11 protein-coding genes and 1 pseudogene are annotated in these 14,400 nt (G+C 62.5%); 8 read left to right on the forward strand and 4 right to left on the reverse strand.

Annotated elements, in window-relative coordinates:
- Positions 1–122: 122 nt before the first annotated feature.
- Both ACQKPZ_RS03000 and ACQKPZ_RS03005 read right to left on the reverse strand, forming a co-directional pair.
- On the reverse strand, positions 123–887 hold the full coding sequence (locus ACQKPZ_RS03000) for a methyl-accepting chemotaxis protein (RefSeq protein WP_403194814.1): 765 nt from the start codon (positions 885–887) through the stop codon (positions 123–125).
- A gap of 93 nt (positions 888–980) precedes the next feature.
- Positions 981–1,997, reverse strand: a pseudogene (locus tag ACQKPZ_RS03005) (cache domain-containing protein); the annotation flags it as partial.
- 170 nt (positions 1,998–2,167) lie between these two features.
- On the opposite strand from ACQKPZ_RS03005, the gene ACQKPZ_RS03010 reads away from it, so the two are divergent.
- Positions 2,168–3,643: a helicase HerA-like domain-containing protein gene (locus tag ACQKPZ_RS03010; RefSeq protein ID WP_427535473.1), complete on the forward strand. Its 1,476-nt coding sequence runs from the start codon at positions 2,168–2,170 to the stop codon at positions 3,641–3,643.
- Positions 3,644–3,844: 201 nt separating this feature from the next.
- Here ACQKPZ_RS03010 and ACQKPZ_RS03015 read toward each other — a convergent pair whose 3' ends face one another.
- Both ACQKPZ_RS03015 and ACQKPZ_RS03020 read right to left on the reverse strand, forming a co-directional pair.
- Positions 3,845–5,317: an inorganic phosphate transporter gene (locus tag ACQKPZ_RS03015; RefSeq protein ID WP_391132198.1), complete on the reverse strand. Its 1,473-nt coding sequence runs from the start codon at positions 5,315–5,317 to the stop codon at positions 3,845–3,847.
- Between the two features lie 308 nt (positions 5,318–5,625).
- Positions 5,626–5,826, reverse strand: coding sequence for a hypothetical protein (locus ACQKPZ_RS03020; protein ID WP_391132196.1), 201 nt, complete (start codon positions 5,824–5,826; stop codon positions 5,626–5,628).
- A gap of 474 nt (positions 5,827–6,300) precedes the next feature.
- On the opposite strand from ACQKPZ_RS03020, the gene pcaR reads away from it, so the two are divergent.
- The 7 genes from pcaR (at position 6,301) to pcaC (ending at position 14,300) form a co-directional block, all read left to right on the forward strand.
- Complete coding sequence (gene pcaR / locus ACQKPZ_RS03025) at positions 6,301–7,173, forward strand: pca regulon transcriptional regulator PcaR (protein ID WP_427535474.1); 873 nt, start codon at positions 6,301–6,303, stop codon at positions 7,171–7,173.
- Positions 7,174–7,499: 326 nt separating this feature from the next.
- Positions 7,500–8,846, forward strand: a complete 1,347-nt coding sequence (locus ACQKPZ_RS03030; RefSeq protein WP_391132192.1) for an MFS transporter — start codon at positions 7,500–7,502, stop codon at positions 8,844–8,846.
- A 206-nt stretch (positions 8,847–9,052) separates the two neighbouring features.
- The gene (gene pcaF, locus ACQKPZ_RS03035; protein WP_391132190.1) at positions 9,053–10,255 is read left to right on the forward strand and encodes a 3-oxoadipyl-CoA thiolase; all 1,203 of its coding nucleotides are present in this window, start codon (positions 9,053–9,055) and stop codon (positions 10,253–10,255) included.
- A 187-nt stretch (positions 10,256–10,442) separates the two neighbouring features.
- Entirely contained in the window at positions 10,443–11,732 is a 1,290-nt protein-coding gene (locus tag ACQKPZ_RS03040) for an MFS family transporter (RefSeq protein WP_025753926.1), read from the forward strand.
- A gap of 9 nt (positions 11,733–11,741) precedes the next feature.
- The gene (locus ACQKPZ_RS03045) at positions 11,742–13,094 is read left to right on the forward strand and encodes a 3-carboxy-cis,cis-muconate cycloisomerase (protein ID WP_427535476.1); all 1,353 of its coding nucleotides are present in this window, start codon (positions 11,742–11,744) and stop codon (positions 13,092–13,094) included.
- An 11-nt stretch (positions 13,095–13,105) separates the two neighbouring features.
- Entirely contained in the window at positions 13,106–13,897 is a 792-nt protein-coding gene (gene pcaD / locus ACQKPZ_RS03050; protein WP_391132186.1) for a 3-oxoadipate enol-lactonase, read from the forward strand.
- A gap of 10 nt (positions 13,898–13,907) precedes the next feature.
- On the forward strand, positions 13,908–14,300 hold the full coding sequence (gene pcaC, locus ACQKPZ_RS03055) for a 4-carboxymuconolactone decarboxylase (RefSeq protein ID WP_012273983.1): 393 nt from the start codon (positions 13,908–13,910) through the stop codon (positions 14,298–14,300).
- Positions 14,301–14,400: the final 100 nt, after the last annotated feature.

Here is a 14,400-nt window from a genome sequence, read left to right on the forward strand (position 1 = left end):
GGCGGGGGAACTGCACCGGCTTCTTCGCGGGTAAACCCCCCACAGGTAAAACACAAACCTTCAGGTTTGTGCAGGCCCTGTGGGAGCGGGCAGGCCCGCGAAGCAGGCGACGCGGTACGTGCTTAAATGCGGAAGCTGCCCACCAGGTGTTTCAGGCGGCCGGCCTGCTGCTCCAGGTCCGAGCAGGCGCGCAAGGTGGCCTGCAGGTTCTCCACGCCTTCCTGGTTGAGCATGTTGATCTCGTTGATGTCCATGTTGATCGCCTCGACCACGGCGGTCTGTTCCTCGGTGGCGGTGGCTACCGACTGGTTCATGCCGTCGATCTCGCCGATGCGCACGGTAACGCTGTCCAGCCGCTCACCGGCCTGGTTGGCGATCTGCATGCTGTCCTGGCTGTGGCGCTGGCTTTGGTCCATGGTCTCGACCGACTCGCGGGCGCCTACCTGCAGCTCTTCGATCATGGTCTGCACCTGCTGCGCAGATTCCTGGGTGCGGTGCGCCAGGTTGCGCACTTCATCGGCCACCACGGCAAAACCACGCCCGGCTTCACCCGCACGGGCCGCTTCGATGGCAGCGTTCAGCGCCAGCAGGTTGGTCTGCTGGGAAATGCTGGTGATCACTTCAAGGATCTGGCCAATGTTGACGGTTTTGTTGTTCAGGGTCTCGATGTGCGCGCTGGAGCTGACGATCAGGTCGGACAGGCGGTTCATCGCGGCAATGTTGCGCTCGACCACTTGCTGGCCCTCTTCGGCCAGCAGACGCGCCGAACTGGCGTGCTGCGAAGCCTGGGCGGCGTTCCCGGCGATTTCCTGAGCGGCTGCGCCCAGTTCGTTGATGGCGGCGGCCACGCTGTTGGTGCGGTTGCTCTGTTCGTCGGAGTTGGTCATCGACGAGTTAGAGGCGCTGATGACACGCAGGGCCACTTCGTTGACCTGTTCGGTGGCCGAGGACACTTCGCGGATCGAACTGTGGATACGCTCGACAAAACGGTTGAAGGCGCTGCCCAGAATGCCGAACTCATCGTGGTTGTGAATGCGCAGGCGTTTGGTCAGGTCGCCTTCACCCTGGGCGATGTCCTCCATGGCGCGGGTCATGGTGTGCAGGGGCTGCATCAGCACACGGATCAGCAGGCCAAGCAGGCCGATGATGATCACCACCGCCACCACCGTGGCGATTACCGCCGAGGTGCGGAAGGTGCTGAGCATCGAGAAGGCCTTGTCCTTGTCTACCGACAGGCCGATGTACCAGTTGGCCGAAGGCAAGCCGGTGATCGGGGTGAAGGTAAGCAGGCGGGTTTTGCCTTCACTCTGTACTTCGGTCAGTTCACCGGTGAGTTTCGGGGTGTGCTGCGGGAACAGGTCCGACAGCGATTTCATCACCAGGTCCTTGTCGGGGTGCACCAGGATCTTGCCTTGGTCGTTGACCAGGAAGGCGTAGCCCATGCCGCCGAAGTTCAACGAGTTGATGATCTGCACCAGGCCGTCGAGGGCAAGGTCGCCACCGACCACACCGACACTGCTGGAAACCTTGTTGAGGATGCCGATGACCATCTTGTTGGTGGTCATGTCGATGTAGGGTTCGGTCAGCGTTGCGCCGGCGGCGCTCATGCCGTCCTTGTACCAGGGGCGGGTACGAGGGTCGTAGCCGTCGGGCATTTTGGCGTCGGGGCGCACGCTGAACCCGCCATCGACCTTGCCCAGGTACACGGTGAGGAAGCTGGAAACCAGCGCATTCTGGCCCATCAGGGTTTCGGCGTTGGCCGGGTCCTGGGCTATGTTCTGTGCCAGGTTTTCCACCAGTTTGATACGGCCTTCGAACAGGTTGCGGATGTTGGTCGAAGTGGAGGCGCCCATTTCAGCCAGATAGTTTTCCAGGTCCTCGCGGATCGCATTACGCTGGAGGTAATCGTTGTAGAGGGTGAAAAGGCTGAAGGCGAGCATCACGATCAATGATGCCGCCAAAAGAATCTTGTGGCTGAAACGAAGGCTTTTGTTCATGGCGTAATCGGTTCCGCTAAGGTTTTATATCAGGCGTTCGCACGGGTGAAGCGGTAAGGATGTGCAATATCCCGAAAAGTCCCTTTTCGGTTGTTCCTCTCTGATTAAGGCAAATATCACCCAAAGGTATCGGCCGAATTAAGGTAAAGCTTGAGCAGAGGATTAATGAGATGTCGGAATCTTCGACCATCGTTGTAGGTGCAGGCCCGGATGGCCAGCCAGTAGGGCAAGCAATGCGGTTGGCCAACCGTCACGGACTGGTGGCGGGCGCGACGGGTACGGGCAAGACCGTGACTTTGCAGCACCTGGCGGAGGTGTTCAGCGATGCGGGGGTGGCGGTGTTCGCGGCCGACGTCAAAGGCGACCTGTGTGGGCTGGGGGCTGCCGGCACGCCGCAGGGCAAGGTGGCTGAGCGCATCGCAGGCATGCCCTGGCTGGGGCACGCGCCTCGGGCCTACCCGGTGAGTTTGTGGGATATTGCCGGGCAGTCCGGCCACCCGCTGCGCACCACGCTCAGTGAAATGGGGCCGCTGCTGCTGGGCAACTTGCTGGAGCTGACCGACAGCCAGCAGGCGGCGCTATACGCGGCGTTCAAGGTGGCCGACCGTGAAGGCCTGTTGCTGCTGGACCTGAAGGACCTCAAGGCGCTGCTTGCGCATCTTAAGGACAACCCGCAGTTGCTGGGTGAAGACAGTGCGCTGATGACCACTGCATCTACCCAGGCCTTGTTGCGTCGGCTCGCCACCTTGGAGCAGCAGGGCGCTGAAGCCTTGTTTGGTGAACCGGCTTTGCAGCTGGAAGACTTGCTGCGGCCGGACACGGACGGCCGTGGGCGCATCCACCTGCTCGATGCCAGCAGGCTGGTGCATGAGGCACCCAAGGTTTATGCGACTTTCCTGCTGTGGCTGCTGGCTGAGTTGTTCGAGCAGTTGCCCGAACGTGGCGATGCCGACAAGCCGGTATTGGCCCTGTTCTTCGATGAAGCGCATTTGCTGTTCAACGGTACGCCCAAGGCGCTGCAGGACCGCCTGGAGCAGGTGGTGCGGCTGATCCGCTCCAAGGGCGTGGGGGTGTATTTTGTCACCCAGTCACCGGGTGACTTGCCGGATGCGGTGCTGGCCCAGTTGGGCTTGCGCATTCAGCATGGCTTGCGGGCGTTTACTGCCAAGGAGCAGAAATCGTTGCGCGCGGTGGCCGATGGTTTTCGCCCCAACCCGGCGTTTGACACCCTGGCGGTGCTGACCGAGTTGGGGATTGGCGAGGCGTTGGTGGGCACGCTGGAGGAGAAGGGCACGCCGGCCATGGTGCAGCGGGTGCTGGTTGCGCCGCCGCAATCGCGGATCGGGCCGTTGTCTGCAACCGAACGCACTGCACTGATTGCCGCTTCGCCACTGGCGGGGCGTTATGACAAGCCGGTGGACCGTGAATCGGCCTATGAAATGTTGACCCAGCGCAAAGGCGAGGCGGTGGAGCCTGCGCCGCAACCCAAGGCAGATGAGGAAAGCCTGGCCGACAAGGCGGGCGAATTCTTGCAGAGTGCAGCGGGGCAGGCGATCAAGTCGGCTGTGCGCCAGGCGGCCAACCAGTTGGGGCGGCAGCTGGTGCGCGGGTTGATGGGGTCGCTGCTGGGGGGCAAGAAGAGGTAGTCAGCGTGAGGGCTTGCGCTGTATCTGTAGGAGCGGCCTTGTGTCGCGATGGGCTGCGCAGCAGCCCCGGCAATATCTGCTGGAACCAAGATCCCGGGGCTGCTGCGCAGCCCATCGCGACACAAGGCCGCTCCTACAAGGGGGCGCGTCAGGCACAAAAAAAGGCGCCTGCGAAGGCGCCTTTCTCTATGCGGGTATCACTCAGCCAATGGCTTTGGACGCCAGCCAGAACAGGCCGGCTGCCAGGCCCATCGAGGCCGGCAGGGTGAGTACCCAGGCCAGCAGGATGGTCTTCACGGTGCCGCCTTGCAGGCCGCTCTTGTTGGCGACCATGGTGCCGGCCACGCCGGACGACAGCACGTGGGTGGTGGATACCGGCAGGGCGAACACGTTGGCCATGCCGATGGCACAGGCTGCGGTGATCTGTGCCGACATGCCCTGGGCATAGGTCATGCCCTGCTTGCCGATCTTCTCGCCAACGGTCAGTACCACGCGCTTCCAGCCAACCATGGTGCCCAGGCCCAAGGCCAGGGCAACGGCCACGATGACCCAGAACGGCGCGTACTCGGTAGTGGCGGTCAGGTCTTTACGCAGTTTTTCCAGGTCGGCCTTTTCACGGGCTTCCAGGCCAGGCAGCTTGCCAACCTTTTTCGCCGTGTCATCCAGGCACAGCAGGTAGCGGCGCACTTCAACGCGCTTGTCTGCACTCAGGCTGTGGTAGTCGGTCACGCCCTGAAGCGAGGACTGCAGCGCGGCAATGGTCGGCTCGGTCTGTTGCGGGTTGCAGCTGAACTGCTCCGGCAGGTCGCTGGCCTTGGCTTTGCCCAGTGCCAGGAACTCGCCCAGGGTGGCGGCGTTACGCTGGTAGAACTGGCTCATGTGCAAGGTGGCGTCGCGGGTACGCTCGATCTGGTAGGTGGTGCTGTTCAGGTCGAGGACGAACTTGGCCGGGACGATGCCGATCAGTACCAGCATGATCAGGCCGATGCCCTTCTGGCCATCGTTGGAGCCGTGTACGAAGCTCACGCCCATGGCCGAAACCACCAGTACCATGCGGTTCCAGAATGGCGGGTGCTTCTTGTCGTCGAGCTTGCGGCGCTGGTCGGGGGTTTTGTGCATCTTCGACAGCGGGCGCCACCATTTCAGGCCAATCAGCACCAGGGCTGCAACGGCGAAGCCGGCCATTGGCGAGACCACCAGCGACATGGCGATGTCGATCGCCTTCTGCCAGTTCACGCCGTCGCCCAGCGGGATGTCGTTGATCAGGGCGTTGGCCAGGCCAACACCGAGAATGGAGCCGATCAGCGTGTGCGAGCTGGAAGCGGGGATGCCGAAGTACCAGGTGCCCAGGTTCCAGGTGATGGCCGCGGCCAGCAGCGAGAAGACCATGGCCAGGCCGTGTCCGGTGTTCACATTGATCAGCAGCTCTACCGGCAGCAGGTGCACGATGGCATAGGCCACCCCGACACCGCCCAGCAGAACGCCAAGGAAGTTGAACACGCCGGAGAAGAACACGGCGAGGTGCGGCGGCATGGCTTTGGTATAGATGACGGTAGCTACCGCGTTGGCGGTGTCATGAAAGCCATTGATGAACTCGAAGGCGAGTACGAAGGTCAAGGCGAGCAGCAGGCTCACCAACACCCAGGCATCCAGTCCGCTGAATAAATCGATCATGAAGGTTGTCTGGCGGTCATAGGGGGGCGGGATTATGCCAGAAAACCTTGGCAATCGATGCACCTGCTACAGACCGATGGCAATCTTCCGGGTGAGCACGCGCTGTGCGCATCAGGGCTTCGAGGCAGAGAAATGTCCGTTAAATGGCCCTAAATCTGGCGAAATCCTGCAAAAAGCTCAACAAATACCCGTTCTTCCGATATTCAAACGGATGTATGAAATTTGTGTAATTCCATTTCACCTTCGGCCTGACGGTAAAGATAGACCGCGCCCAGGGCCGGGCGGCGACGCGCTGGCGTGGCCCGAGGTCAGGGATTGTCGCCGCGCAGTTCCTTCTCCATACGTTCCAGTTCCTGGCTGAAGGACTGGTCACGGATGCTGGCACGTTTGCGCCAAGGTTTGCGTTCCGGGTCCGGTTGTGCGGCGTAGGTGGTGACTTCGCCACCGTAAACATCTTTGAAGCGTTCAGCCTGGCGCTCGAGTTCTGCGCGCAGTTCGTCTTTTGTCACATGCAGTACCTGAAAAAGTGTGATGACTGTTGTTATGCGTTGTGCAGCGTGCACATGCCTTGTTGGCCGCATTGGCCTGATACCGCGGAAGGTTGTACTGCCACGGAAGCGTCGGGCCTGCACCATCGATTATAGCAACCGATAATTTACCGAACATCGTTATTTACCCAACACTGACATCATCTGACATAAGTAAAGGGCGGTGCCGGCAAACTGTTTGCACCCTTCGTACATGTTTGAAAGGCATGGCGGATAAAAGTTCGCTGCAATGCGGGGCAAGGCCCGAATGAAAAACGGCCTCGCCAAAAGGCGAGGCCGTTGCCTGGGGACTTCTACGGTGGGTACCTGACCAGTCTCTCCAAAGAAGCCACAAGTGGCCAGAGAAAGGTATAAGCAAAAGTGTCGGCGGTCAATTGCGATTATCGGCCGTTTGTTCGATAATCGCACGAATGGGCGTTTTTTTTGAGGTGTGCGATGAGTGACGAAACCCTGGCCAACGATTCCGTCAATCCGGAGCCTGCGCGACCCGCTTCGGCCATGGCACCACCGATCGTGGCCTCCCCCGCCAAGCGCATTCAGGCGTTTACCGGCGACCCGGATTTCATGACCTCCCTGGCACGTGGCCTGGCCGTGATCCAGGCTTTCCAGGAGCGCAAGCGCCACCTGACCATCGCCCAGATCAGCCACCGCACCGAAATCCCGCGCGCAGCGGTGCGCCGGTGCCTGCACACGTTGATCAAGCTGGGTTACGCCACCACCGACGGGCGTACCTATTCGTTGTTGCCCAAAGTGCTGACGCTGGGGCATGCCTACCTGTCGTCGACGCCGTTGGCGATTTCTGCGCAGCCATATCTGGACCGTATCAGTGATCAACTGCACGAGGCCGCCAACATGGCCACCCTCGAAGGTGACGACATTCTTTATATAGCCCGTTCGGCCACGGTCGAGCGGCTGATATCGGTCGACCTGTCGGTGGGCGGGCGCCTGCCGGCCTATTGCACATCGATGGGGCGCATTCTGCTGGCGGCGATGGACGACACCAGCCTGCGTGAGTACCTGGAGCGCGCAGACCTGAAGGCGCGCACCAGCCGCACCCTGAATGACCCTGAGTCACTGTTCGCCTGCATCCAGCAGGTGCGGGCCCAAGGCTGGTGCGTGGTGGACCAGGAGCTGGAGCAGGGGCTGCGTTCGATTGCAGTGCCGATCTATGACGCATCGGGGCAGGTGCTGGCGGCGTTGAACGTGAGCACCCATGTCGGGCGGGTGACGCGTAGCGAGCTGGAGCAACGTTTCCTGCCGATTTTGCTGGCTGCCAGCCGCGACCTCTGCCATCAGTTGTTTGGCTGAGAATGCCGGGGGGCGCACAGCGCCCCATTCAAAAATTGAACAGGCAAAACCGTTTCTTGTGCGATAAACGCACAGTGTCGTTCCGGGTGAATTGCTTCACCAGCGCCCGCTGATTAATGTTTCTCGCAACGGTCGGCCCTGCCGACCGAACAAGAAAAACATAAGAGGCACTTACCATGAATACTGTCCCCTCGCTGCCGCGGCCGCACCCGCGCGCAGTTCCGTTGTATCCAGGCTGACGCAGGCCATATTCCCCAATCATCGCCCTCTGTGCCGGTTGCCCGTGTGCAGTGGTCTGGCTGTGCCCTACATTCTGGATAACAACAATGAACCAAGCGCAAAACAGCGTCGGCAAAAGCCTCGACGTTCAGTCGTTCATCAATCAGCAGCCTTTGTCCCGCTATCAATGGCGGGTTGTGCTGTTGTGCTTCCTGATTGTCTTCCTCGATGGCCTGGACACCGCCGCCATGGGCTTTATCGCCCCGGCGCTGTCGCAGGAGTGGGGGATAGACCGCGCCAGCCTCGGCCCGGTAATGAGTGCCGCGTTGATCGGCATGGTGTTCGGCGCCCTGGGCTCCGGGCCGCTGGCTGACCGCTTCGGCCGCAAGGGCGTGCTGGTAGGTGCAGTGCTGGTGTTTGGCGGCTTCAGCCTGGCCTCGGCCTACGCCACCAACGTTGACCAGCTGCTGGTGCTGCGCTTCCTGACCGGCCTGGGCCTGGGTGCGGGCATGCCCAACGCTACCACGCTGCTGTCCGAGTACACCCCCGAGCGCCTGAAGTCGCTGCTGGTGACCAGCATGTTCTGCGGCTTCAACCTGGGCATGGCCGGTGGTGGCTTCATTTCCGCCAAAATGATCCCGGCCTATGGCTGGCACAGCCTGCTGGTGATCGGTGGCGTGCTGCCATTGCTGCTGGCGTTGGTATTGATGGTATGGCTGCCGGAGTCGGCACGGTTCCTGGTGGTGCGCAACCGCGGTACCGACAAGGTGCGCAAGACCCTGTCACCCATCGCGCCGCACGTGGTGGCCGAAGCGGGCAGCTTCAGCGTGCCAGAGCAGAAGGCCGTTGCAGCACGCAACGTGTTTGCCGTCATTTTCTCCGGCACTTATGGCCTGGGCACCGTGCTGCTGTGGCTGACCTATTTCATGGGCCTGGTGATCGTGTACCTGCTGACCAGCTGGCTGCCAACCCTGATGCGTGACAGCGGCGCGAGCATGGAGCAGGCCGCGTTCATCGGTGCGCTGTTCCAGTTTGGCGGTGTGCTGAGTGCTGTGGGTGTGGGCTGGGCCATGGACCGCTTCAACCCGCACAAGGTGATCGGCATCTTCTATCTGCTGGCCGGGGTATTTGCCTACGCAGTGGGGCAGAGCCTGGGCAACATCACCGTGCTGGCCACGCTGGTGCTGATTGCCGGCATGTGCGTGAACGGGGCGCAGTCGGCGATGCCGTCACTGGCGGCACGCTTCTACCCGACCCAGGGCCGGGCCACCGGTGTATCGTGGATGCTGGGTATTGGCCGGTTTGGCGCGATCCTCGGCGCCTGGAGTGGCGCGACACTGCTGGGCCTGGGCTGGAATTTCGAGCAGGTGCTGACCGCGCTGCTGGTGCCTGCCGCACTGGCGACCGTGGGTGTGATCGTGAAAGGGCTGGTGAGCCACGCGGACGCGACCTGAGCAGTATGCGGGGCCGCTTTGCGGCCCCTTGCAGCGCGTTGATTTAAGGTTAGCAAGGCAACAAATTGTTCGTTAATCGCACAAATAGTCGATTATCGGATTGTAAGCCACCCGCCTGTCTCCTTAATCTGAGCTCACCGAAGCACCCTGACCAGTAGCCTCCAAACGTACCGCCGCGGCCCATGGCCAGTGGCAGGAGAAGCCTAATGCGCGACGTATTTATCTGTGACGCCATCCGCACCCCGATCGGCCGCTTCGGCGGCGCGTTGGCGGGTGTGCGTGCCGACGACCTGGCTGCCGTGCCGTTGAAAGCGCTGATTGAGCGCAACCCGACTGTGCAGTGGGACCAGGTTGACGAAGTGTTCTTCGGCTGTGCCAACCAGGCCGGTGAAGACAACCGCAACGTAGCGCGCATGGCGCTGCTGCTGGCCGGCTTGCCCGACAGCATCCCGGGCGTCACCCTGAACCGCCTGTGCGCGTCGGGCATGGATGCCATCGGCACCGCTTTCCGCGCCATTGCCAGTGGCGAAATGGAGCTGGCGATTGCTGGCGGCGTCGAGTCGATGTCGCGTGCGCCGTTCGTCATGGGCAAAGCCGAAAGCGGCTATTCGCGCAACATGAAGCTGGAAGACACCACCATCGGCTGGCGCTTCATCAACCCGCTGATGAAGAGCCAGTACGGCGTGGACTCCATGCCGGAAACTGCCGACAACGTGGCCGATGACTACCAGGTTTCCCGCGCTGACCAGGACGCTTTTGCCCTGCGCAGCCAGCAGAAAGCTGCAGCCGCACAGGCTGCCGGTTTTTTTGCCGAAGAGATCGTGCCGGTGCGCATCGCGCACAAGAAGGGCGAAATCATCGTCGAGCGTGACGAGCACCTGCGCCCGGAAACCACGCTCGAGGCATTGACCAAGCTCAAACCGGTCAACGGCCCGGACAAGACCGTCACCGCTGGCAACGCCTCGGGCGTGAACGACGGTGCTGCTGCGCTGATCCTGGCGTCGGCGGAAGCAGTCAAGAAGCACGGCCTGACCCCGCGTGCCCGGGTACTGGGCATGGCCAGCGGCGGTGTTGCACCACGGGTTATGGGCATTGGCCCGGTGCCGGCGGTGCGCAAGCTGACCGAGCGCCTGGGTGTGGCGGTAAACGATTTTGATGTGATCGAGCTTAACGAAGCGTTCGCCAGCCAAGGTTTGGCGGTGCTGCGTGAGCTGGGTGTGGCCGATGATGCGCCGCAGGTGAACCCTAACGGCGGCGCAATCGCCTTGGGCCACCCGCTGGGCATGAGCGGGGCGCGCCTGGTGCTGACTGCGCTGCACCAATTGGAGAAAAGTGGCGGGCGTAAGGGCCTGGCGACCATGTGTGTAGGGGTTGGCCAGGGTCTGGCTTTGGCCATCGAGCGGGTTTGACCTGTACCGGCCTCTTCGCGGGCACGCCCGCTCCCACAGGGGAACCACGCCTCCCGCTGTGGGAGCGGGCGTGCCCGCGAAGAGGCCGGTATGTTCGACTCAAGGCCAATTGCCAGCTTCAAAGCGGAACGAGTGTGTTACCAGGTATGTCTAGACTTACCTAGGACCCTCCAGGAGTAAACCCGTCATGACCTCAACCTATTACACCGGCGAAGAACGCAGCAAGCGTATCTTCGCTATCGTTGGTGCCTCATCAGGCAACCTGGTGGAATGGTTCGACTTCTACGTCTACGCCTTCTGCGCCATCTACTTTGCCCCGGCCTTCTTCCCCTCCGACGACCCGACCGTACAGCTGTTGAACACGGCGGGGGTATTCGCCGCTGGCTTCCTGATGCGTCCTATCGGTGGTTGGATTTTTGGCCGCCTCGCTGACCGCCATGGTCGCAAGAATTCCCTGATGATCTCGGTGCTGATGATGTGCTTCGGCTCCCTGATGATCGCCTGCCTGCCTACCTATGCCAGCATTGGCACCTGGGCACCGGCGCTGCTGTTGCTGGCCCGCCTGATCCAGGGCCTGTCGGTGGGCGGCGAGTACGGCACCACGGCCACCTACATGAGTGAAGTGGCCCTGCGCGGTCAGCGCGGCTTCTTTGCTTCGTTTCAGTACGTCACCTTGATCGGCGGCCAGTTGCTGGCGGTGCTGGTGGTGGTGATCCTGCAACAGTTGCTCACTGAAGATGAACTGCGTGCCTGGGGCTGGCGTATCCCCTTCGTGGTGGGCGCCATCGCCGCGCTGATCTCGCTGATGCTGCGCCGCTCGCTGCACGAGACCAGCAGCGCCGAAACACGCCAGGACAAGGATGCCGGCACCATCAAGGGCCTGTTCCGCAATCACGCAGCAGCCTTTGTTACCGTGCTCGGCTACACCGCCGGCGGCTCGCTGATCTTCTACACCTTCACCACTTACATGCAGAAGTACCTGGTCAACACTGCCGGCATGACCGCGAAGAACGCCAGCTATGTGATGACCGGCGCGCTGTTCCTGTTCATGGTGCTGCAGCCGTTCTTCGGCATGTTGTCCGACCGTATTGGCCGGCGCAATTCGATGCTGCTGTTCGGCGCCTTGGGTACCCTGTGCACCGTGCCGCTGCTGATGGCGCTGAAAACCGTGACCAGCCCGTTCATGGCCTTCGTGTTGATCAGCCTGGCGTTGTGTATTGTCAGTTTCTACACCTCGATCAGCGGCCTGGTGAAGGCCGAGATGTTCCCGCCACAAGTGCGTGCGCTAGGTGTGGGCCTGGCCTATGCAGTCGCCAACGCGGCATTCGGCGGCTCCGCTGAGTACGTCGCCCTTGGCCTGAAGACCCTGGGCATGGAAAACACTTTCTACTGGTACGTGACGGCCATGATGGCGATTGCCTTCCTGTTCAGCCTGCGCCTGCCGAAGCAGGCGGCATACCTGCACCACGATGATTAAGGACGTGGCATGACCAATCAACTGTTCGACGCCTACTTCACCGCGCCGGCCATGCGCGAGATTTTCTCCGACCGTGGCCGCTTGCAGGGCATGCTCGATTTCGAGGCCGCGCTGGCCCGCGCCGAAGCCGCTGCCGGGCTGGTGCCGCACAGCGCCGTGGCTGCCATCGAGGCGGCGTGCCAGGCCGAGCGCTATGACGTTGGCGCGCTGGCCAATGCCATCGCCACTGCTGGCAACTCGGCGATCCCGTTGGTGAAGGCGTTGGGCAAGGTGATTGCCAGTGGCGTGCCCGAGGCTGAGCGCTACGTGCACCTGGGTGCCACCAGCCAGGACGCGATGGACACCGGGCTGGTGCTGCAACTGCGCGATGCCCTCGACCTGATCGAAGCCGACCTGGGCAAGCTGGCCAATACCCTGTCGCAGCAGGCCTTGAAGCATGCCGATACGCCCTTGGTGGGCCGCACCTGGCTGCAACATGCTACCCCGGTGACCCTGGGCATGAAACTGGCCGGCGTGCTGGGGGCATTGACCCGCCACCGCCAGCGCCTGAGGGAACTGCGCCCGCGCCTGTTGGTACTGCAGTTCGGCGGCGCTTCGGGCAGCCTGGCCGCCCTGGGCAGCAAAGCGATGCCGGTGGCCGAGGCGCTGGCCGAGCAACTGAAGCTGACCCTGCCTGAGCAACCCTGGCATACCCAGCGCGACCGCCTGGTGGAGTTTGGCTCGGTGCTGGGCCTGGTGGCCGGTAGCCTAGGCAAGTTTGGCCGCGATATCAGCTTACTGATGCAGACCGAGGCGGGGGAGGTGTTCGAGCCTTCCGCGCCGGGCAAGGGGGGGTCTTCCACCATGCCGCACAAGCGTAACCCTGTGGGCGCGGCGGTACTGATTGGCGCTGCCACCCGTGTGCCTGGCCTGGTGTCGACCCTGTTCGCCGCCATGCCTCAGGAGCACGAGCGCAGCCTGGGCCTGTGGCATGCCGAGTGGGAAACCCTGCCGGATATCTGCTGCCTGGTCTCCGGCGCGCTGCGCCAGGCCCAGGTGATTGCCGAAGGCATGGAAGTGGATGCAGCGCGCATGCGCCGTAACCTCGACCTGACCCAAGGGTTGGTGCTGGCCGAAGCGGTGAGCATCGTCCTTGCCCAGCGCCTGGGCCGCGACCGCGCCCACCACTTGCTGGAGCAATGCTGCCAGCGTGCAGTGGCCGAACAGCGCCACCTGCGTGCCGTGCTGGGTGACGAACCGCAGGTCAGCGCCGAGCTGTCTGCCGAGGAACTCGATCGCCTGCTCGACCCTGCCCATTATCTGGGCCAGGCCCGCGTCTGGGTGGCGCGTGCCGTATCCGAACATCAACATTTCACTGCCTGAAGGAGACTGCTGTGGCGCATTTGCAACTGGCCGATGGCGTTTTGAACTACCAGATCGATGGCCCGGAGAACGCCCCGGTGTTGGTCCTGTCCAACTCGCTGGGCACCGACCTGGGCATGTGGGACACCCAGATTCCGCTGTGGAGCCAGCACTTGCGTGTGCTGCGCTACGACACCCGTGGCCACGGTGCCTCGTTGGTCACCGAAGGCCCCTACAGCATCGAACAGCTGGGCCGCGACGTGCTGGCCCTGCTCGATGGCCTGGATATCCAGAAAGCGCATTTCGTCGGCCTTTCGATGGGCGGCCTGATCGGCCAGTGGCTGGGCATCAACGCCGGTGAACGCCTGCACAGCCTGACCCTGTGCAACACCGCCGCCAAGATCGCCAATGACGAGGTGTGGAACACCCGTATCGACACCGTGCTCAAAGGTGGCCAGCAGGCCATGGTCGACCTGCGCGATGCCTCCATCGCCCGCTGGTTCACTCCGGGCTTTGCCCAGGCCCAACCAGAGCAGGCCCAGCGCATTTGCCAGATGCTGGCGCAAACCAGCCCGCAGGGCTATGCCGGCAACTGTGCAGCGGTGCGTGATGCCGATTACCGTGAGCAACTGGGCCGCATCCAGGTACCGGCGCTGATCGTGGCCGGTACCGAAGACGTGGTCACCACCCCCGAGCATGGCCGCTTCATGCAGGCTGGCATCAATGGTGCCGAGTACGTCGACTTCCCGGCGGCGCACCTGTCCAACGTCGAAATCGGTGAGGCCTTCAGCCGCCGTGTGCTCGACTTCCTGCTGGCTCACTGAGGACAACGCCATGGACGAGAAACAACGTTACGACGCCGGCATGCAAGTACGCCGTGCGGTACTTGGCGATGCCCACGTGGACCGCAGCCTGGAAAAGCTCAACGACTTCAACGGCGAGTTCCAGGAGATGATCACCCGCCACGCCTGGGGGGATATCTGGACCCGCCCGGGCCTGCCGCGCCATACCCGCAGCCTGATCACCATCGCCATGCTGATCGGCATGAACCGCAACGACGAGCTGAAACTGCACCTGCGTGCGGCGGCCAATAACGGCGTGACCCGTGACGAGATCAAGGAAGTGCTGATGCAGAGCGCGATCTATTGCGGCATTCCGGCGGCCAACGCCACGTTCCACATGGCCGAGTCGGTGTGGGATGAGCTGGGCGTAGAATCGCGCAGCTGACTGTTGTGGGAGCGGGCGTGCCCGCGAAACTGGCGACGCGGTGGATGGCACCGGCGCTGCCGGTGTTCGCGGGCACGCCCGCTCCCACAGAGACCGCGTA

This window comes from Pseudomonas sp. NPDC089547, from assembly GCF_050280665.1.
Lineage (GTDB): Bacteria > Pseudomonadota > Gammaproteobacteria > Pseudomonadales > Pseudomonadaceae > Aquipseudomonas.

Coding starts and splice junctions, on each gene's coding strand:
- ACQKPZ_RS03000 (WP_403194814.1), bottom strand. CDS start 887: ATGACCAACTCCGACGAACAGAGCAACCGCACCAACAGCGTGGCCGCC.
- ACQKPZ_RS03010 (WP_427535473.1), top strand. CDS start 2,168: ATGTCGGAATCTTCGACCATCGTTGTAGGTGCAGGCCCGGATGGCCAG.
- ACQKPZ_RS03015 (WP_391132198.1), bottom strand. CDS start 5,317: ATGATCGATTTATTCAGCGGACTGGATGCCTGGGTGTTGGTGAGCCTG.
- pcaR (WP_427535474.1), top strand. CDS start 6,301: ATGAGTGACGAAACCCTGGCCAACGATTCCGTCAATCCGGAGCCTGCG.
- ACQKPZ_RS03030 (WP_391132192.1), top strand. CDS start 7,500: ATGAACCAAGCGCAAAACAGCGTCGGCAAAAGCCTCGACGTTCAGTCG.
- pcaF (WP_391132190.1), top strand. CDS start 9,053: ATGCGCGACGTATTTATCTGTGACGCCATCCGCACCCCGATCGGCCGC.
- ACQKPZ_RS03040 (WP_025753926.1), top strand. CDS start 10,443: ATGACCTCAACCTATTACACCGGCGAAGAACGCAGCAAGCGTATCTTC.
- ACQKPZ_RS03045 (WP_427535476.1), top strand. CDS start 11,742: ATGACCAATCAACTGTTCGACGCCTACTTCACCGCGCCGGCCATGCGC.
- pcaC (WP_012273983.1), top strand. CDS start 13,908: ATGGACGAGAAACAACGTTACGACGCCGGCATGCAAGTACGCCGTGCG.